Source organism: Pedobacter sandarakinus, from assembly GCF_026240095.1.
Taxonomy (GTDB): Bacteria; Bacteroidota; Bacteroidia; order Sphingobacteriales; family Sphingobacteriaceae; genus Pedobacter; species Pedobacter sandarakinus.
In genome coordinates, this window is record NZ_JAPIVG010000002.1 from 570,919 (window position 1) to 589,569 (window position 18,651).

The 18,651-nt window shown below is 38.5% G+C and carries 12 protein-coding genes; 7 read left to right on the forward strand and 5 right to left on the reverse strand.

From position 1 onward, the window contains the following. Position 1 precedes the first annotated feature (1 nt). Both zwf and pgl read left to right on the forward strand, forming a co-directional pair. A complete protein-coding gene (zwf, locus tag OQ268_RS08175) occupies positions 2-1,519 on the forward strand; it encodes a glucose-6-phosphate dehydrogenase (protein ID WP_265855631.1) in 1,518 nt (505 codons plus the stop codon). 94 nt (positions 1,520-1,613) lie between these two features. Next, a complete protein-coding gene (gene pgl, locus OQ268_RS08180) occupies positions 1,614-2,339 on the forward strand; it encodes a 6-phosphogluconolactonase (protein WP_265855632.1) in 726 nt (241 codons plus the stop codon). A 161-nt stretch (positions 2,340-2,500) separates the two neighbouring features. Here the strand turns inward: pgl and OQ268_RS08185 are convergent, their stop codons facing one another. From OQ268_RS08185 to OQ268_RS08195, 3 genes are all read right to left on the reverse strand, one after another. Then, positions 2,501-3,388, reverse strand: coding sequence for a Ppx/GppA phosphatase family protein (locus OQ268_RS08185; RefSeq protein ID WP_265855633.1), 888 nt, complete (start codon positions 3,386-3,388; stop codon positions 2,501-2,503). Continuing rightward, positions 3,388-5,448: a polyphosphate kinase 1 gene (gene ppk1, locus OQ268_RS08190; protein ID WP_265855634.1), complete on the reverse strand. Its 2,061-nt coding sequence runs from the start codon at positions 5,446-5,448 to the stop codon at positions 3,388-3,390. The genes OQ268_RS08185 and ppk1 overlap by 1 nt, the downstream gene beginning before the upstream one ends. Before the next feature lie 96 nt (positions 5,449-5,544). After that, positions 5,545-6,129 carry a hypothetical protein gene (locus tag OQ268_RS08195; RefSeq protein ID WP_265855635.1) on the reverse strand — a complete coding sequence of 195 codons (585 nt, stop codon included), beginning with the start codon at positions 6,127-6,129 and terminating at the stop codon, positions 5,545-5,547. Between the two features lie 76 nt (positions 6,130-6,205). On the opposite strand from OQ268_RS08195, the gene OQ268_RS08200 reads away from it, so the two are divergent. After that, positions 6,206-6,697: a YajQ family cyclic di-GMP-binding protein gene (locus tag OQ268_RS08200; protein WP_265855636.1), complete on the forward strand. Its 492-nt coding sequence runs from the start codon at positions 6,206-6,208 to the stop codon at positions 6,695-6,697. 306 nt (positions 6,698-7,003) lie between these two features. Here OQ268_RS08200 and OQ268_RS08205 read toward each other — a convergent pair whose 3' ends face one another. Further along, positions 7,004-7,519 (reverse strand): glutathione peroxidase, encoded by a 516-nt coding sequence (locus tag OQ268_RS08205; RefSeq protein WP_265855637.1) that lies wholly within the window; start codon positions 7,517-7,519, stop codon positions 7,004-7,006. 315 nt (positions 7,520-7,834) lie between these two features. Between OQ268_RS08205 and OQ268_RS08210 the strand changes: the two genes are divergently transcribed. The 3 genes from OQ268_RS08210 to OQ268_RS08220 all read left to right on the forward strand — a co-directional run bounded on the left by OQ268_RS08210 (position 7,835) and on the right by OQ268_RS08220 (position 12,322). Further along, positions 7,835-8,911 (forward strand): serine hydrolase domain-containing protein, encoded by a 1,077-nt coding sequence (locus OQ268_RS08210; RefSeq protein WP_265855638.1) that lies wholly within the window; start codon positions 7,835-7,837, stop codon positions 8,909-8,911. A 369-nt stretch (positions 8,912-9,280) separates the two neighbouring features. Continuing rightward, positions 9,281-11,845, forward strand: coding sequence for a type I DNA topoisomerase (gene topA / locus OQ268_RS08215; protein ID WP_265855639.1), 2,565 nt, complete (start codon positions 9,281-9,283; stop codon positions 11,843-11,845). Positions 11,846-11,917: 72 nt separating this feature from the next. Continuing rightward, positions 11,918-12,322, forward strand: a complete 405-nt coding sequence (locus tag OQ268_RS08220) for a hypothetical protein (RefSeq protein ID WP_265855640.1) — start codon at positions 11,918-11,920, stop codon at positions 12,320-12,322. Positions 12,323-12,378: 56 nt separating this feature from the next. On the opposite strand, the gene OQ268_RS08225 is transcribed toward OQ268_RS08220, so the two are convergent. Continuing rightward, positions 12,379-12,801, reverse strand: a complete 423-nt coding sequence (locus OQ268_RS08225; protein WP_265855641.1) for a nuclear transport factor 2 family protein — start codon at positions 12,799-12,801, stop codon at positions 12,379-12,381. A gap of 256 nt (positions 12,802-13,057) precedes the next feature. Here OQ268_RS08225 and OQ268_RS08230 point away from each other — a divergent pair, with 256 nt between their 5' ends. Beyond that, entirely contained in the window at positions 13,058-18,649 is a 5,592-nt protein-coding gene (locus tag OQ268_RS08230; protein WP_456153993.1) for an MG2 domain-containing protein, read from the forward strand. The last annotated feature ends 2 nt before the right edge of the window (positions 18,650-18,651 follow it).

Sequence of the window (18,651 nt, forward strand, 5' to 3'; positions counted from 1 at the left end):
AATGAAAACCAAAGCCGCACTTCACCCAACAATATTTGTAATATTTGGTGGTACAGGTGATTTGAATAAAAGGAAGCTAGCACCAGCCCTTTATAATTTATTTATTGAGGGCTACATGCCAGAAAAATTTGCCATTATTGGTACAGGCAGAACAGAATTCACCGATAAAACTTACAAGGAAGCCTTAAATGATGCAGTGAATGAGTTTTCTCGCTCTGGAAAAGCTGATGATGAAAAGTGGAAAGATTTTGGACAAACCATACACTATTGCCCTACTGATTTTGCACAACCTAAAACGTTCGAAAACCTCAAATCGGCAGTAGATAAATACCAAAAAGAGTATGGATCAGATACGCAGGTTATTTTTTATTTAGCAGTTGCGCCAAACTTCTTTCCTGTAATAGCAGAGTGCTTACAGAAATACAAGCTTACGCAGAATGAAGACAATAGTAGAATCGTTATCGAGAAACCATTTGGCCACGATCTTGAATCTGCTAAAGAACTTAATAAATTGTTAAGTACTATTTTCACCGAAAAACAAATTTACCGCATCGATCATTATTTAGGTAAAGAAACCGTTCAAAATATGATGGCATTTCGATTCGCAAATGCCTTATTTGAACCGCTTTGGAACCGATCTTACATTGACCATGTACAAATATCAGTTACGGAGCAATTAGGTGTAGCCGATCGTGGCGGGTACTACGAAGGTGCAGGAGCCTTGCGGGATATGATTCAGAATCACCTACTTCAATTGCTTTGCCTGATTGGTATGGAAGCGCCAATTAATTTCGATGCAGATGAAATCAGGAATCGTAAGGTTGAAGTTTTGAGGGCAATGCGTCCATTTTCTCCTGAAGATATTCGTTTTAATACTGTTAGGGGCCAATATAGCAAAGGATGGGTTGAAGGAAAGGAAGTTCCCGGATACCGCCAGGAAAAAGGTGTAGATCCGCATTCAAATACCGAAACATTTTCTGCAGTTAAGTTCCATATCGATAATTGGAGATGGCAAGGCATTCCATTTTATCTACGTACCGGAAAACGTTTAAATCAAACTTCCTCATTAATTACGATTCAATTCAGGGATGTTCCGCATCAGATTTTTTCTTCTGGAGTGACTGAAAACTGGCAGCAAAACCGTTTAGTAATCAGTATTCAACCCGAAATGAGCATCCGCATGCAGGTGCAAGCCAAGAGACCTGGTTTAGATATGGTTTTAAACCCGGTTGATATGGTGTTTGATTATAAAGGCACTTATGAAGGCGATACCCCGGAAGCTTATGAAACACTTCTACTTGATGCCATGATGGGTGATCAAACGCTATTTATGCGTGGAGACCAGGTTGAAGCAGCATGGGAGTTGGTAATGCCTATATTAAATACTTGGGAAAGCAAAAAATCAATTAATTTCCCTAATTACCCTGCAGATAGCTGGGGACCTGAAGAGGCTGAGGCGCTTATAGCCAGAGATGGCTTTCATTGGTTTAATTTGCCATTAAAAAATAACCAGGATTAATATTTTATCTATCATGAAGTAGTATAAAATAGATTTAACGGCTTACAATAGCGCTGTAAGGATATTATTACTTTTTGATTTTAGTTTAAATAACATGAATTTACTCATATATAAAACGCTCGATGAATTAAACCAAGACCTCGCTGATTATGTGATAAAAATTGCAGAAATGTCTATCGAGGAGAACAATCGTTTTAATTTTGTTTTAACAGGTGGAAGTTCACCAAAAGCGCTTTATGAGTTGCTGGCTACTGATTGCGAACATAGAATTGATTGGGAAAAGGTCTATTTCTTTTTCGGTGATGAACGAAATGTGCCTGCCACTGATGATAACTATAACGGTCTGATGGCTAAAAAGGCTTTATTAGATCCGCTAGGTATTAAAGAAGAACATATTTTTTATGTTGATACATCATTAGCTCCTGAAAAAGCTGCAATTGAGTACAAAAAGGTAATCGACAAGCATTTTGCTGGAGAAGAAGTTGTTTTTGATTTAGTTCTTTTAGGTATGGGCGATGATGCGCATACGGCTTCAATCTTCCCACAGACGGATTTGGTTACGAATGAAGAAGTAAATGTGGCATCTGTCTTTGTTGAAAAACTGAATACTTATCGCATTAGCTTTACCGCACCACTTATTAATAAAGCTGATAATGTAGCTTTTTTGGTTTTCGGAGAAAATAAAGCAGAAGCACTAAAGCATGTGGTTTGCGATAAAGAAAAAAATTACAGTTTATATCCCTCGCAGCTTATAGATCCAATCGATGGTAAATTAACCTGGTTCACAGATGAAGCTGCAACAAAACTTCTGGAAGATTAACGGAATCGGTAAAAGTAACATAGCAAGCGCACATAAAAAAACGGAACAACCATCGGTATGTTCCGTTTTTTTTAAGGACTCTTTTTATTTGGAGAATAAGGACCTTAGAGATTAAGTAATAATCAAATATACTAACCTGTATCACACCGAGATTGAAAGAGTTAAGACAAGCTTAATTTTTCTTCAATCAGCAAATTTATTATTCCATCGGCCATGCCAACTTTTGGTACAAAAATCTGCTTAATACCTGTCCACTTCATCAGGGTAAGATAAATTTCACTTGCTGGGATAATCACATCTGCCCTGTCGGCATTTAAGCCCAAGGTGTGAATACGCTCTTTTAATGAATAGCCACTTAGTTTATTATAAAGAGCATTTAGTTTATGTAAAGACATCGGCGCACCTTCCTTTTCTTCGCTCATTCTAAATAATTTATTGATGTTTCCGCCAGTACCAATCGCCGCTAATTGTTTGTAGCCTTTTGTATGCGCTTTCACCCACTCCTTCATCTCTTCCCAAGTCTCTTCTTTATCCTGGTTATCCAACATCCTAATCGTGCCAATGTTGAAAGATTTTGATGCTTCAGGGATGCCTTTCACGAAAACAGAAAGCTCAGTGCTACCCCCTCCAACGTCTATATACAGGTATGTTTTATCTGCATCTAAATTCGCTTCAATGTGGTTAGCATAGATGATGTTTGCCTCACGCTGACCTTCAATAATTTCAAGGGTTAAATCCGTAGACTCCTTGATCAACTTAACAATGTCTTGCCCATTATTTGCTTCACGCATTGCCGAAGTTGCACAGGCCAAGTATTCAGATACATGATATACATCCATCAAGTTTTTAAACGCTGCCATTGTTTTTACCAAATCACCGGCTTTCTTTTCCGATATCTTTTGTTCAAGAAACGCATCGTCTCCTAAGCGAAGCGGAACCCGGATCAGCGTGTTTTTTTTGTACTTAAATTTTCCATCTTGATTACTAATATCAGCAATGAGTAGCCTTACTGCATTTGAACCAATATCTATAGCTGCATATCTTAACATTAGGACTGGTGCTTGGTTTTTAAGTAATTATAAATATCAACTTGAGCTCTTATTTTTCTGCTCTGCCGGTTTTTATGGTATTTGTTATTATTGAGTGGATTAATTTGTCGGGCCTTGGTATTATCCTGCAACTGCAGATCAATAATATCCTGAATTTCTTGTTTAACATCCGCATCCAGAACTGGAAAACCTACCTCTACCCTATGCTCAAAATTTCTGCTCATTAAATCTGCGGAAGATAAATACATATCATTTTTCCCATTGTTGCTAAAGATGTAAACCCTGGCGTGTTCCAGGAATTTATCGATAATACTCACCGCTGTAATGTTTTCACTAAAGCCTTTTACACCAGGCACTAAGCAACAAATCCCACGTACAATCAGTTGTATCTTCACGCCTGCATTACTAGCATCGTAAAGTTTCGCAATTATTCCTTCATCTGCTAAACTATTAACCTTTAGCATAATATATGCAATCTTGCCACTTTTGGCGTTTCTGATTTCTCTGTTGATAAAATTAACAAGTTTCGACCTGCTCTCTAGCGGAGAAACAATGAGATGCTTAAATCCCTTAATCACAGTGCGCTTATTTAACGCATCAAACAGCTTCACTAAATCATTTGTTATTTCTTTTTTGCTGGTAAAGATGCTATGATCGCAATATAAACCCGCAGTCTTTTCATTAAAGTTGCCGGTTGCAAGGTTGGCGTAGTAAACAGGCTTTTCTCTTTCAATTCTCTTTACCAAACAAATTTTAGAATGTACTTTATAGTCTGTTAAGCCATAGTTAACCTTCACGCCTTCTTCCATTAATCTGCTTGTCCAGAAGATATTAGCCTGTTCATCAAACCTGGCTTTGAGTTCTAATACCACAGAAACCATTTTTCCATTTTTTGCGGCATTGATCAACGCATTAATCACCTTAGAATTTTCGGCCAATCGATAAAGGGTGATTTGAATTTCAGTTACCTTTGGGTCTATGGCTGCTTCTCTTAAAAACAAAATGATGTAATCATAAGATTGATAAGGAAGGTTAACAAGATAATCTCGTTGTGCCACCCGGGTAAACATGCTTTGTGTACGGTGCAGGTCGTGAACTTTTAAAGGAATATTTGCCGGATATTCCAATTCTTTCTTGCCCACGTTTGGAAAAGCGATGAAATCGCCAAATTTATGATATCTGTTGCCAGGGATAAGGCTATCAGCTTCTAATTTTAACTTATTAACTAGCACCGTTAACATATTTAGCGGCATAGCAGAATCGTAAAGCAAGCGCATCGGCTTTCCTTTTTTTCGCTTCTCTAAGCTACTCTTTAAGTCTTCAATAAATTTATCATTGATATTTTTATCAATATCCAGCTCTGCATCTCGTGTAAGTTGAATGGAATACGCTTCAAGGTTGTCGTAAGTAAAGACGTAAAAGATATCATCAAGGCAATAACGGATAATATCTTCGGCAAGAATGATAAATTTGAGATCGTTAGTTTCCGGTAATACTAAAAACCGGGGTAAGTTAGGCGGTATCTCAATTAGGGCATACTTTTCCCTTATCTTGGTATCTTTTTTTGAAAGCTTTACAAAGAAATAGAGGTATCTGTCTTTAAGTTCGGGGAATGGTTTATCCATATCCAACATAATTGGAACAATGTTAGATAAAATCTTATCCCTAAAATGATTTTTGACAAATTCTCCGCGGCTAACATTGAGCTGGGTATCGTTTAAGATAAAAATGCGATTTTGCGCAAGTTCATTAATCAGTGTGGCTTGAAAAAGTTGATCGAATTTTCGCTCTTGCTTAACAACGATGTTCTTAATCTCATTAAGTATTTTTTTTGGATTAAAGCCCAAAAGTGCCTTAGCCTTATCATTTAAATTGGTTAGCCGGGTCATTGTGGCAACCCGAACTCGATAAAACTCTTCAAGATTAGAAGAAAATATTGATAAAAATTTGATTCGCTCAATCAAGGGTACGGTTTCATCGGCAGCCTCTTGCAGTACCCGCTCGTTAAAATATAGCCAACTTATTTCCCTGTTAAAAAAAGGTATTTTCTTTTTGCTCATTAAAAAATTAGAAATCCCTCCATAGCCGGGATGATCAAAACTGCAAATTAATTTGTTAACTCCATGTTAATTCATCTGCACGTTAACGTTAACAAATTATTTTTTCGACTGTTTAGCAACGGTTTTATTTGCCGCCCTTGGTGCCTTTTCTGGTGCCAATGCCACAACTGCTTTCGCAACTGCTGTTTTCTTAACTTGAGCTACCTTTTTTGGGGCTTGCTGCTCTGTTTGTTTTTGCGACTTTGTTAATCTCGCCGAACTTTCTTTCACTTCATTTGCTGTTTTCTTAAGTGCACTTTCAGCTTTCTCGGCCGATGCAATTGCAGCGACTTTAACACTCTGAACAACAGGCTTACCCTTAGCTATTGCTTTGTTCACTACCTTTTCTGCCTTATTGGCCGCCTTAGTAACAGGTGCAGTTGCTTGCTTTGGTTTCGCCTTTGGCTGGTGTAATATACCATCAATTTTATGACCAACATCTGCCTTAATTACGGTGAATTTCTTAGTAAGCTTTTTAGCCACTCGCTTACTTGCTTTGGCCACTTCTGTACTTATTTCAGATGCATCATGACCCAAACTCATAACCACATCTAGAAACTGTGCAGTTAGTGATTGTTCCAACTGTTTTTTTGCATCCTTTTTCACCTCTTTTTTTTGAGATTTAGTCTTGGTGGTTTTCATATAATTTTTCGTTTTTTTGTGAGATGGATTTATTTTCTATTAAATCTAGTTAATTTTTTAATTTAAAGCTAAAAACATGCCGTCTTTTGATATTGTAAGTAAGGTTGATGCACAAACCCTTGATAATGCAATCAATAATGCTAAAAAAGAAATTTTAAATCGTTTTGATTTTAACGGATCGAAAAGCACTATAGAACTGGATAAGAAAACAAATATCGTAACAATTTTAACCGAGGATGATATGCGTTTGAAAGCTATTGAAGGTGCTATTACTTCCAGGATGATGAAACAGAACATCGATCCGAAGAGCTTGGATTTCGGGAAAGAAAATATAGCATCGGGTAACATGATAAGAAAAGAAATTTCGATAAAGGAAGGATTGGACAAAGAAGCAGCAAAAAAAGTAGTTGCAAAAATTAAGGCAAGTGGCCTTAAAGTTCAGCCCGCTATTATGGACGACCAAGTACGTGTAACCGCCAAAAAAATCGACGATCTGCAAGCCGTGATCAGTTTATGCAGATCAGAAGATTTTGATCAGCCGCTGCAGTTTATCAATATGAGAAATTAACACCGTATATGATAGTTTGAATGGCTTATGATAAAAACTTTTTTTTTAAAACTTTTATCAGTATCATTCGTTATAAATAAACTTCATAAATAGTTTGTTTGGTTTATTTGGGGCTTAAGGATTTAAGCCCCTTTCTCTTTCTAGAGCAATCAATAACAACGACAACATTCCTGGCACATAAAAATACCACAGGAACGCTGTTATAAAACCAAAAAAGGTTAAACAAAACATACGCTATGTTCCATTTAACCTTTATGAATTTATCGGTTTCTAAACTTTAATAAAGTTGCGACACCTGGCTTATAACTACAAGTTTTTAACTATCGCCTCATCTAACGGCTTAGTTTTCGAGCGAAAACGGTGTACTAGCTCTCCTTTTTCATTAATCAAGAATTTTTCGAAGTTCCAATTAATGTCTCCTTGCTCTTCCGTGTTGGTCTGCGAGGTAAGGTATTTGAAAAGCGGCGAAATGTCGCTTCCTTTTACGCTACTTTTTTCGGCTAGCAAAAATGAAACATTGTATTTGCCAGTACAAAATTCTTTAATTTCCGCGTTGGTAGAAAATTCCTGACCGCCAAAGTTACCTGCTGGGAAACCAATTAAAACCACTTTGTTGCCATACTTTTGTTGAAGCTTTTCTAAATCTTCATACTGTGGGGTGTAACCACATTTCGAGGCAGTATTCACAATCATGATTTTTTTGCCTTTAAATTTTGATAATTTAATTTCTTTACCATCAATGGTTTTGAAACTGAAATCGTAAACGTTTTTCGGTGGACTGGAAACCAAAAAGTTTAATAGAATTAGAATTGTGCTGATCATCGCTGTGTTTTTTGTTTTGTATATACGAATATAGGTACAAATAGTTTTCTCAGTTAGGTTTTCAGTGTAATAAATTTGTAAGGTGTTAGCTTTAGGCTTAACTGCACAACCATTATTTACAAAAATGGACTGTAAGTAAGAAATAAAGTATCATGTCGGTCGTATTAGCTGTACCTAAATAACTAGTCGTTTTTGACTAAAAAAATTTTCAGTTGATAAAAGGCAACACATTTCGATACGAAAAATGGCGAAAAAATAATATCGATTAAACCTCAAATACTGAAACAAGTCTCAGAGGTACAAACTAAACAACTAATGATGAAACGTATACTTCTTTTATTCGCTGTATTGGCAGTTTTTTTTCAAGGATGTAAAAAAGGAAATTCTGGAGAACCAACTGGACCAGAAATGCCAATGTATTTTCCGGGAAATGTTGGAACGGAATGGGAAACACAGTCGATGGCTAGCTTAGGCTGGAATCAAAACGCACTTACAGATCTTCGGAACTACCTCACAGCAAAAAACACAAAGTCGTTTATGATTCTGGTGAATGGTAGAATTGTAATGGAAGAATATTACAACGGGCATAGCGCCAGTGCCACCTGGCAGTGGAACAGTGCGGGAAAAACTTTAGCGGCCGCTGTAACAGGAATTGCAGAACAAGAAGGCTTATTAACTATAGCTGATCAAGCATCACAATACCTGGGCAAAGGTTGGACCAGTGCACCTTTAGCAAAGGAAAACCTTATTTCTGTGCGCAACCTGTTAACGATGACCTCTGGACTGAGTGAAGAAAATGATTTGGTGATTAAGGCTAATCTAACCTATGTAGCCGATGCAGGAAGCCGTTGGGCTTATGCAAATGTATTTCAGAAATTGATGGATGTTGTGGCAGCAGCCAGTAAACAACCTTTTGAAACATACTTTAATGCCAAGCTAAAAAATAAAATAGGCATGGATGGCTATTGGAGCGACGGCGTTATTTTTAACATATATAATAGTAATACCCGAAGTATGGCACGGTTTGGGTTATTGGCACTAAATAAAGGCAAATGGGGCAATGAGCAAATTATCAATGAGGCTTACTTTAAACAGTGCATAAGCACCTCTCAAAAAATTAATCCATCATATGGTTATCTATGGTGGTTGAATGGAAAAAGCAGCTATATGGTTCCTGGAAGCCAGAGTGTTTTTCCTGGCAGCCTAGTTTCAAATGCGCCAAGCGATATGTATGCTGCCATGGGTGCTTCAGACCAGCGCATTTACGTTATACCAAGCCGGAACATGGTTGTAGTAAGAATGGGTAACGCATCTGATCTGGCTAACCCCCAGTTTGCCGTTTCTGGATTTGATAATGCGCTTTGGCAAAAAATTAATGCAGTAATCAACTAGTGCATATCTAAACATAATAATCACTCCATGGAGAAGCGACAAGCTCCTAACGATAAATTTTGACCTATTGCTTTTGGCAATGCTAATATGTGAACAAATTGGCCACCTAAACCCGAGCGAAGTGGAAAACCCGGAAACCGAGGAACGAGGTTGAGGATTTGAAACGAAAAGCGGGGCTAAACGTAACGGCTGGAACACTGCAATTGCTTTCCAAAAAATAAAAGCTATATAAACCAAGCATTTAAATGAATCTGGCTCAAAAAACTGACCACAATTATTTAATATTTTCAAAAAAAAATTGTATTAAATATTACTAAGTTTTGGATTTATATTTTAATTATAGCTTTATTTGCACAAAATCGTTATTTCATGGCCAAAAATTTATTAATCGTAGAGTCACCCGCAAAAGCTAAAACTATAGAAGGATACCTGGGCAAAGATTTTTTAGTAAAATCTAGCTACGGGCACATCCGCGATTTAGCCAAGGGAGATATGGCGATTGATATCGAAAACGATTTTGCTCAAAAATATGAGGTTCCGGCTGATAAAAAAGCATTGGTTGCCGAACTTAAGAAGTTAGCAAAAGATGCAGAGATGGTATGGCTAGCATCCGATGAAGACCGTGAGGGGGAAGCAATTTCATGGCACCTTTTTGAGACACTTGGATTAAAAAATGAAAAAACCAAACGGATTGTTTTTCATGAGATTACCAAACCGGCGATACTTAAAGCTATAGATAGTCCGAGAACAATTGATTATAATTTAGTAAATGCACAACAAGCTCGCCGCGTTTTAGATAGATTGGTTGGTTTTGAGCTCTCTCCTGTGCTTTGGAAAAAAGTGAAACCATCGCTCTCTGCTGGCAGAGTACAATCTGTTGCGGTGAGATTAATTGTTGACAGAGAAAGAGAAGTGCAACAATTTAACGCAAGCGCTGCATTTAAAATAACGGCACAATTCTCTACTGGAAAGGGCAAGGAAGTTGTTAAGGCAGAACTGCCGCACCGTTTTGAAAGCGAAGCAGATGCTGAGCAGTTTCTGCAAGATTGTGCTTCGGGCGAATTTGCGATTACAAGCTTAGAAACAAAGCCAGCAAAGAGAAATCCAGCTGCACCATTCACTACCTCTACCCTGCAACAAGAAGCATCGAGGAAGTTAGGTTTTCCTGTAGCAAGGACCATGCAAGTTGCACAAAGACTTTACGAAGCAGGTAAGATTACTTACATGAGAACCGATTCTGTAAACTTATCTGAAACGGCTTTAAACGCAGCAGCTGCAGAGATAAAATCGGCCTATGGTGAGCAATACCACCAACAGCGGGTGTACAGGACAAAATCTGCCGGTGCCCAGGAAGCACACGAAGCCATTCGCCCAACTTATTTCGACAAGCATACAGTAGATGGCGACATTTCGGAGCGACGACTGTATGATTTAATTTGGAAACGGTCTATCGCATCGCAGATGAGTGAGGCTTTATTTGAAAAAACCACTGCTCAAATTACCCCTTCTACCAGAAAGGAACATTTAGTTGCTGAAGGCGAGGTTTTAAAATTTGATGGATTTTTAAAGGTATACCTCGAATCTACCGATGAGGAGGATGGTGAAGAGAAAGAAGGCGGATCTATTTTGCCACCACTAGCTAAAGGACAAGTGCTATTGTTAAAAGAAATGTTGGCAACGGAAAGATTTTCTCGTCCGCCGGCAAGATATACAGAAGCCAGTTTAGTGAAGAAATTAGAAGAACTGGGTATTGGCCGCCCATCTACCTACGCTCCTACTATTTCTACGGTACAGAACAGAGGTTACGTGGTTAAGGAAGATCGGGATGGTAAGCAGCGTCAGTTTAAATCATTTATCCTGGCAAATGGAAAAGTATCAACAGCAGATAAAACGGAAATTACCGGGGCGGAAAAGCAAAAACTCTTCCCCACAGATATCGGTGAAGTAGTAAATGATTTCTTGGTTGAACACTTTAAAGGCATTATCGATTTTAACTTCACAGCCAAGGTAGAGAAGGAATTTGATGAGATTGCGCAAGGCTTGCAAGAATGGACGAAGATGCTGCATGCTTTTTATAATCCATTTCATGCAGAGGTAGAAACCACTTTAGAAACTGCAGAACGTGCAACTGGCGAACGTCTATTAGGTACAGACCCCGCCAGCGGTAAAAATGTATATACTAAGGTAGGGAAATTTGGGCCTTTGGTTCAAATTGGTGAATTAGATGAAGAAGAAAAACCGAAATACGCCAGTTTAATGCGTAATCAATCGGTGGCTACGATCACTTTGGATGATGCGCTTGAATTATTTAAACTCCCCTTTACTTTACCAGATTTCGAAGGAAAAGAAGTTCTCGTTGGCGTGGGGCGTTTTGGCCCATACGTTAAATGGGGTGAGGCATTTATCTCGTTACCAAAGAATGAAGAGCCCCTCTCTGTTACCTATGAGCGGGCAGTGCAAATCATTCAGGAAAAGATGGATGCTGATGCGCCCATCGCCTACTATGAAGGATTGGGAGTTACAAAGGGCAAAGGCCGTTTTGGTCCCTTTATTAAATGGAATGACTTGTTTATCAACATCCCTGCAAAAGGTTACGATTTCGACAACTTGACGCAAAGCGATATTGAGACTTTGATCGGAAAGAAGGTTGAAAAAGAGGCTAACCGCTACATTAAAACTTGGGAAGCCGAGAAAATATCTATCGAAAACGGCCGTTGGGGACCATTTATTCGTTTCGGAAAGTTAATGTTGAAGTTGCGCAATAATGAAACTACCAAACAAAAATATACACCGGAAGAATTGGCAGATATTGATTTGGAAGTAGTTAAGAAAATGATTGTTGAGCAAGTTCCAAATGCTTTTGAAACCAAGAAAAAGGCACCCGCAAAAAAGAAAGCGCCTACAAAAAAAGCTACTGCTGCCAAGAAAAAATAAGTACAATGCATTTCAATAGCGAGATAACCGTTGTATTAAAAGAAGCGTTAGTTAAAAGTTAATTTATTAAAATTGAAAGCAGATTTACCGGCAAATACAGTTGAAGATATCGCAATGGCGGTTGTTTTAATGGGCGAAACTCCAGAAGTGAAAAACTGGACAGTGTACATTGTTAACCTAAAAAACGAACCCATTACAAATGTCTTAATCAGTTCGAAAGGTTATGGGGAAAAAGATGGTAAGCAAGTTAAAACCTCTGTCTTAAGGCATTTTATCGGCGATATGGCAGCGAATGACTTCAAGGGTGTAGAATCTATTGATCCCGAAGTTTTCGGCTTAACGAATGAATATTGGTTAAGTTATTATATAGGCACTACGATTTACGACAAAAAATTTATCTTTTTGCCAGAAAGCATTGTTGATGAGAACTTGATGAAGATCCCGTTGGTAAATAGACCCGGCGTAATGATTAAGTAATCTATTATTTTAACTCCTGCATCTCGGTATGCTGGCAGAGTTATCTTCAATAAGAGTTATGGTAATTTTACGGCTTGCCTACCAAGCAGCTTCCAGCTGTTTTTTTCCTTCGTAAAAATGAGTAAAATATATAATCTTACATTACCGGGGATATTTCTATCATTTGTTTTGGCAAGCAAGGTATGTCTAACCAAGGCAGTGTTATTTTCAATAGTTACCTTTTGATCACTCAGCTCAATATCCACGAAATCAGATTCTCCAGATAGTAGCGAATGCATAAACTCCTGTTTATTTTGAACTTTGCCGCTAGAATGCCCATAACTCAATTGATTTGAGATAAGCTTATTTAATGCCAAACTATCCGGCAGGATCATTAATTGCTTTAGCTTGCTTACGGTTGTTTCTACTTCTACCATTTGTGCAAATGAAAAGTTAGCGAGCATTAAAAAAATAGAAACTAAGATAATTTTCCTGATCATTTTTATAGAGATGGCTAGACTATGTAAACTTATTCAATTCAGATCAAAGCAGCAAATCTGTCGTATCAATTTTCAGTTTATGTAACGCTAACTGAGGATGTAAACGGATGATAAACCTACCCTCCTTGCTAGTCGAAACCATAAATATGGGGCATCAAGAGCAATTGGAAGCACTAACATAAATAACTTTTCAACATCATGTATTTTGATGAGAAATTTACTTACTTTTCTAGTACAACCAACCACAATTTCTAAAATGGAACAACCATCTACTTACCAATCATCCTCCAAAAAGAAATTTTTATTTGTAGGTCTTCTGGCACTCTCCATTGCTGCAATCGCATTTGTTTTCTTCAAAAAAAAGAGAGAAAGCAATGAAGATAAACAAGCCTATGCCAAATACATTGAAGCCTACACCTCTGGAACAATCTCGAAAAAGAGTTTTATCAGGGTTCATTTAACAAATCCTGCAACAGGAATGCAAGATTTGGGCAAACCAGATGCTCGCGAGCTTTTTGATTTTTCCCCATCTATATCTGGGAAAACGTACTGGATTGATCCACAAACAGTGGAATTTCGACCTGATGAAATTTTGCAGCCAGGTAATACATACGAAGCCACATTCCGTTTGTCTGAAGTTTCAGCTACAGAGAAAAAGCTAGAAAATTTCGATTTCAAATTTAAAGTAATTTCTCCTGGTATTATGCTCACGCAAAACGGGCTGGTTTCTCAGAATAATACCTCCTTAGATTACATGAAATTAACTGGTGAGGTAAGTACATCTGATCAAGAGACATCCGATAAAATCGAGAAGACTATCAAACTACAATTTGATCAGAAATTGAAAATTAAATGGCAGCACGATCCCTCCAATAATACTTCACAATTTACTATTGATAGTATTAAGAAAAAGCAAAAAGACCAGATGCTAAAAATACGCTGGGATGGCGATGCTTTGGACGCAGATCAGAAAGGTGAAGAAAACATTAGAGTGCCCGCACTAAATAAATTCGAAATTCTAAATATGAAAGCCGTTCAAGGTGAAGAAGATTATGCATTGGTGCAGTTTTCGGAGCCTGTAGGGGTTGGACAAGACTTAACCGGTATGATTTCATTTGGTAACTTGAGCGATTTAAGATTTACCATTGATGCAAGCCAGGTAAAAGTTTACGCACCCGAAGAATTAAAAGGAAATTATGCGCTAAACGTAAGTCGCGGTATCGAGAACATAAATGGTAAAACTTTATCTGTTGGAAAAACTGCTAACCTGGTTTTCGAAGATAAACTACCGGCGGTAACAATCGCGGGTGCGGGCACAATTCTTCCAAATACCGGAAAATTAGTATTACCGTTTGAGGCCGTTAATTTGAAAGCAGTAGATGTTACAGTAATTAAAATCTACGAAAACAACATTCCTCAATTTTTCCAAACCAATGGATATAACAATGGCAACGAGCTGCGACGTGTAGCAAAACCAATTCTTCAGAAAACCATCAGACTTGATGAAGATAAGGCACTTAACCTACATAAGAAAAATCGTTTTACGCTAGATCTAGACAAAATGATTCGGACTGAGCCTGGTGCAATGTATCGCGTAACTATTGCTTTCAGAAAGTCTTATAATGCCTTTAATTGCAATTCGGATGGTGCAAATTCTGATGATGATGATGAAAATGAATATGATAGCTATGGTGACTATTATGGAGATCAAATCGATGAAGATGACGAATTTTGGCAAAGTTATAATAACTCTTACCCTAATAACTATCGTTGGAGCGACAAGGATAACCCTTGCAAATCATCCTTCTATACTGCAGTACGTTGGGCAAGCAGAAATTTAATTGCCTCAAATATTGGATTGGTAGCCAAACGAGGGAACGACAATAGTATGTTGATTGTAGCAACGGATTTGCTAACAGCCAAACCACTAAGCGGTGTAAGCCTGGAACTGATGGACTACCAAAAGCAAATTATGTTCACTACAAAAACAGATGGTGATGGCTTTGCGAGGTTTGATCTTAAGCGCAATCCGTTTTTACTCATTGCCAGGCAAGGTTCGGAAAGAGGATATTTGAAACTGGATGACGGAAGCTCACTACCCCTCAGCCGTTTTGATGTTGGAGGAGATGTAGTCCAAAATGGTTTAAAAGGTTTCATTTATGGCGAACGTGGCGTTTGGCGTCCTGGGGATAGTTTATTTGTTTCCTTTATTATGGAAGATAAGCTAAAGAAATTCCCGGCACATTATCCGGTAACGATGGAAATTTACAACCCGCAAGGCCAACTCTATAAACGTCTTATTAACGGAAAACCCCTTAATGGTTTTTATAGTTTCAAGCTTGCAACAGAAAGCACTTCTCCTACTGGTAACTGGTTAGCAAAAGTAAAAGCTGGTGGTGCAAGCTTTACCAAAACGCTCAAAATAGAAACGGTAATGCCAAACCAATTAAAAATCGACTTCAATGTTGGGAATAGAACCTACTTATCTGCTGGAACATCCGCCGCAACCCTGAAAGTCAACTGGCTATTTGGCACACCAGCGCAAAATTTGAAAGCAAAAGTTGATGTAAATCTAAATACAACTGAAACAAAGTTTAAAGGATTTGACGATTTTAGTTTCGATAACCCAACAGTAAGGTTTGAATCGCAAGTAAAAACGATTTTCGAGGGGACGCTTGATGAAACTGGGAGCGCCCAGATAAATACAGACCTAAATGAAAATAACACTGCTCCGGGCGTTCTTCGGGCCAATTTCACGACTAAAGTTTTCGAACCTGGAGGGAATTTCAGTATCGATAACTTTAGTATTCCATATCACGTTTACAGCAACTACCTCGGCGTTCGTCCAGAAAAAGGAGATAGATTAAGTGGGATGTTGGTAACAGGTAAAAACCACAAAGTTGAAATTGTAAATGTAAATACTGATGGAAAATTGCTATCAGGAAGCAAAAATGTTCAGGTGGAACTTTACAAGACACAGTGGCGTTGGTGGTGGGAACAAGATGACCAATATACCTATGCTAACTTCACACAAAACGAATATAACAAGCTTATCGAAACTCGGCAGGTAAAACTTACCAATGGAAAAGGGAATTGGAATTTGCGTATTGATGAACCAGAATGGGGTCGTTATCTAATTTTAGTTAGAGATTTAAATGGTGGACATGTAACTGGTACATCGGTTTATGTAGACTGGCCTGGTTGGGCACAACGCGAACAAAACTCGAACCCAACGGAAGCATCAATGTTATCTTTTACAGCTAACAAGCAGAAATTTACAGTCGGTGAAGATATAACGCTAACAATTCCATCTGCGAAGAATGGAAGGGCATTGATTTCTATAGAAAATGGAAGTCGTGTATTGAAAGCTACCTGGATAAATACCCAAGCTGGCCAAACGCAGTATAAGTTTAAAGCTGAGAAAGAGATGGCGCCAAATGTTTTTGCCAATATTACCATGCTCCAACCGCATGCACAGACCATTAACGACCTTCCCATTCGGATGTATGGCGCCATACCGCTCTTCGTTGAAGACCCTCAAACTGTTTTGAATCCCACTATTAGGATGTTGGATAAAATAAAACCTGAGGTTGAAAATACCATCACAGTAGGTGAAAAAAACGGTAAGTCGATGACCTACACTATTGCATTGGTAGATGAAGGATTGTTGGATTTAACACGTTACAAAACACCAGATCCGCATGGTGTATTTTATGCCAGGGAGGGTTTAGGGGTAAAATCCTGGGATTTGTTTGATAATGTACTAGGTGCCTGGGGAGGCAATCTCGAACGCATTTTAAGTATTGGTGGTGATGGTAGCATTAATAAAAACCTTAATCCTGCGAAGGCTAATCGCTTCAAGGCAGTAGTTAAATTTATGGGGCCTTACACAATAAGTCGGGGACAAAGCAAAACACATAAATTTACCCTACCCCAATACATTGGTGCAGTTAGGGCAATGGTAATTGCAGGCCAGGATGCCGCATACGGATTTGCAGAAAAATCAGTTCAGGTAAAAAAACCCCTAATGGTGTTAGCTACCCTGCCAAGGGTAATCGGCCCTGGAGAAAGCTTTACGCTACCAGTAACTGTTTTCGCAATGGAAAACAACTTAAAAAAGGTTTCTGTACAGGTGCAAACTAGTAATTTAAAGCTCCAAGGCAACAACAGACAAGAGCTTTATTATAAGAAAACTGGTGAGCAAATGGCCTACTTTGACGTAAAGGCTCCGGATAATGTGGGTATTGCCAAAGTGAAAGTAATTGTGCAGAGCGGTGCGGAAAAGGCAGTCTACGACGTCGAAATGGATATTAGAAACCCAAATCCATACATAACAAATGTTGTATCCGCAACGATTCAGCCACATACAAAATGGTCAATTAATTATCAACCAATTGGGATGTCTGGTACAAACGCAGGCGCATTGGAGTTATCATCTATTCCGGCTTTAAACTTAAAGAAACGCCTAAGTTATCTTATTCAATATCCACACGGATGCATTGAGCAAACCACTTCTGGCATTTTTCCTCAACTATATTTAGATCGGATAACAGCAATTAGTCAGCAGGAAAAGTCAAAGATAGAAATGAACATAAAAGCTGGCATCAACAGGCTTAAAAGTTTCCAAACAACCGATGGCGGTTTATCTTATTGGCCAGGTGATTCTGGTGCTGATGAATGGGGAACAAATTATGCAGGACACTTTTTAGTGGAGGCACAAGATGCAGGTTATAACCTTCCTGTTGGTTTACTTGATGAAGTGCTGCGCTATCAACGAACAAAGGCAACTAATTGGGCGCCGAATAGTAATAATTTCTTTGGTGGAGATTTGTCTCAGGCTTATCGGCTATATATGCTTGCCTTGGCCAGAAAACCTGAAATTGCAGCAATGAATCGATTGAGAGCATTTGAATACCTTTCTACACAAGCTAAGTGGCGGCTTGCAGCGGCCTATAAGCTTGCCGGACAAAACAATGTGGCCCAAACCATGATAGCTGGTTTAGCAACTTCGGTTGCGCCATACAAACAATTGGGTGGAACCTATGGTTCAGACCTACGAGATGAGGCCATGATACTGGAAACGCTTACTTTGCTTGGGCAAAAGGCCAAAGCAGCAAGCATATTACAGCCGCTAGCAGCGAAAATTGGTGAAAATACCTGGTATAGCACACAAACTACCGCGTACAGTTTGTTAGCCATTGCCAAGTTTTGTGGCACGAGCCAATCATCGAATAAGCTACAGTACCAATACGTGTTAGATGGTAAGTCTGGAACAATAAACAGTAACCAATACCTTAATAGTACACCTGTATCATTTAAAGGAAATACTGCATCTGTAACCAATAACGGTAACAATGTTTTGTTCGCACGTTTGGTTTTAGAGGGCCAACCAGTTTCAGGCCAAAATAACTTTCTACCAAACCGCCCGGAAATTCTAGAAATGGAGGTTGCTTATAAACGCTTGAATGGTACTGCGATTGATCCAACTACTATAAAGCAAGGAACAGATTTCTATGCTGAGGTGAGCATCAAAAACCCAGGCAGAATGGGCTACTACGAACAAATGGCACTCACACAAATTTTCCCATCGGGGTGGGAAATTATCAATACCAGAGTTAATGATAATCAAAGCATTTTAGCCTCATCTCCCTTTAGTTATCAAGACATTCGAGATGATCGGGTATTTACCTATTTTAACATTCGTGAAAATGAGCGTTTAGTATTTAAGGTTTTATTGAATGCATCTTACGTAGGCAAATATTACTTGTCTGCTGTGCAATGTGAAGCCATGTATAATAATGAAATTTCCGCAACCCAGAACGGCAAATGGGTAGAGGTTGTTAAATAGAA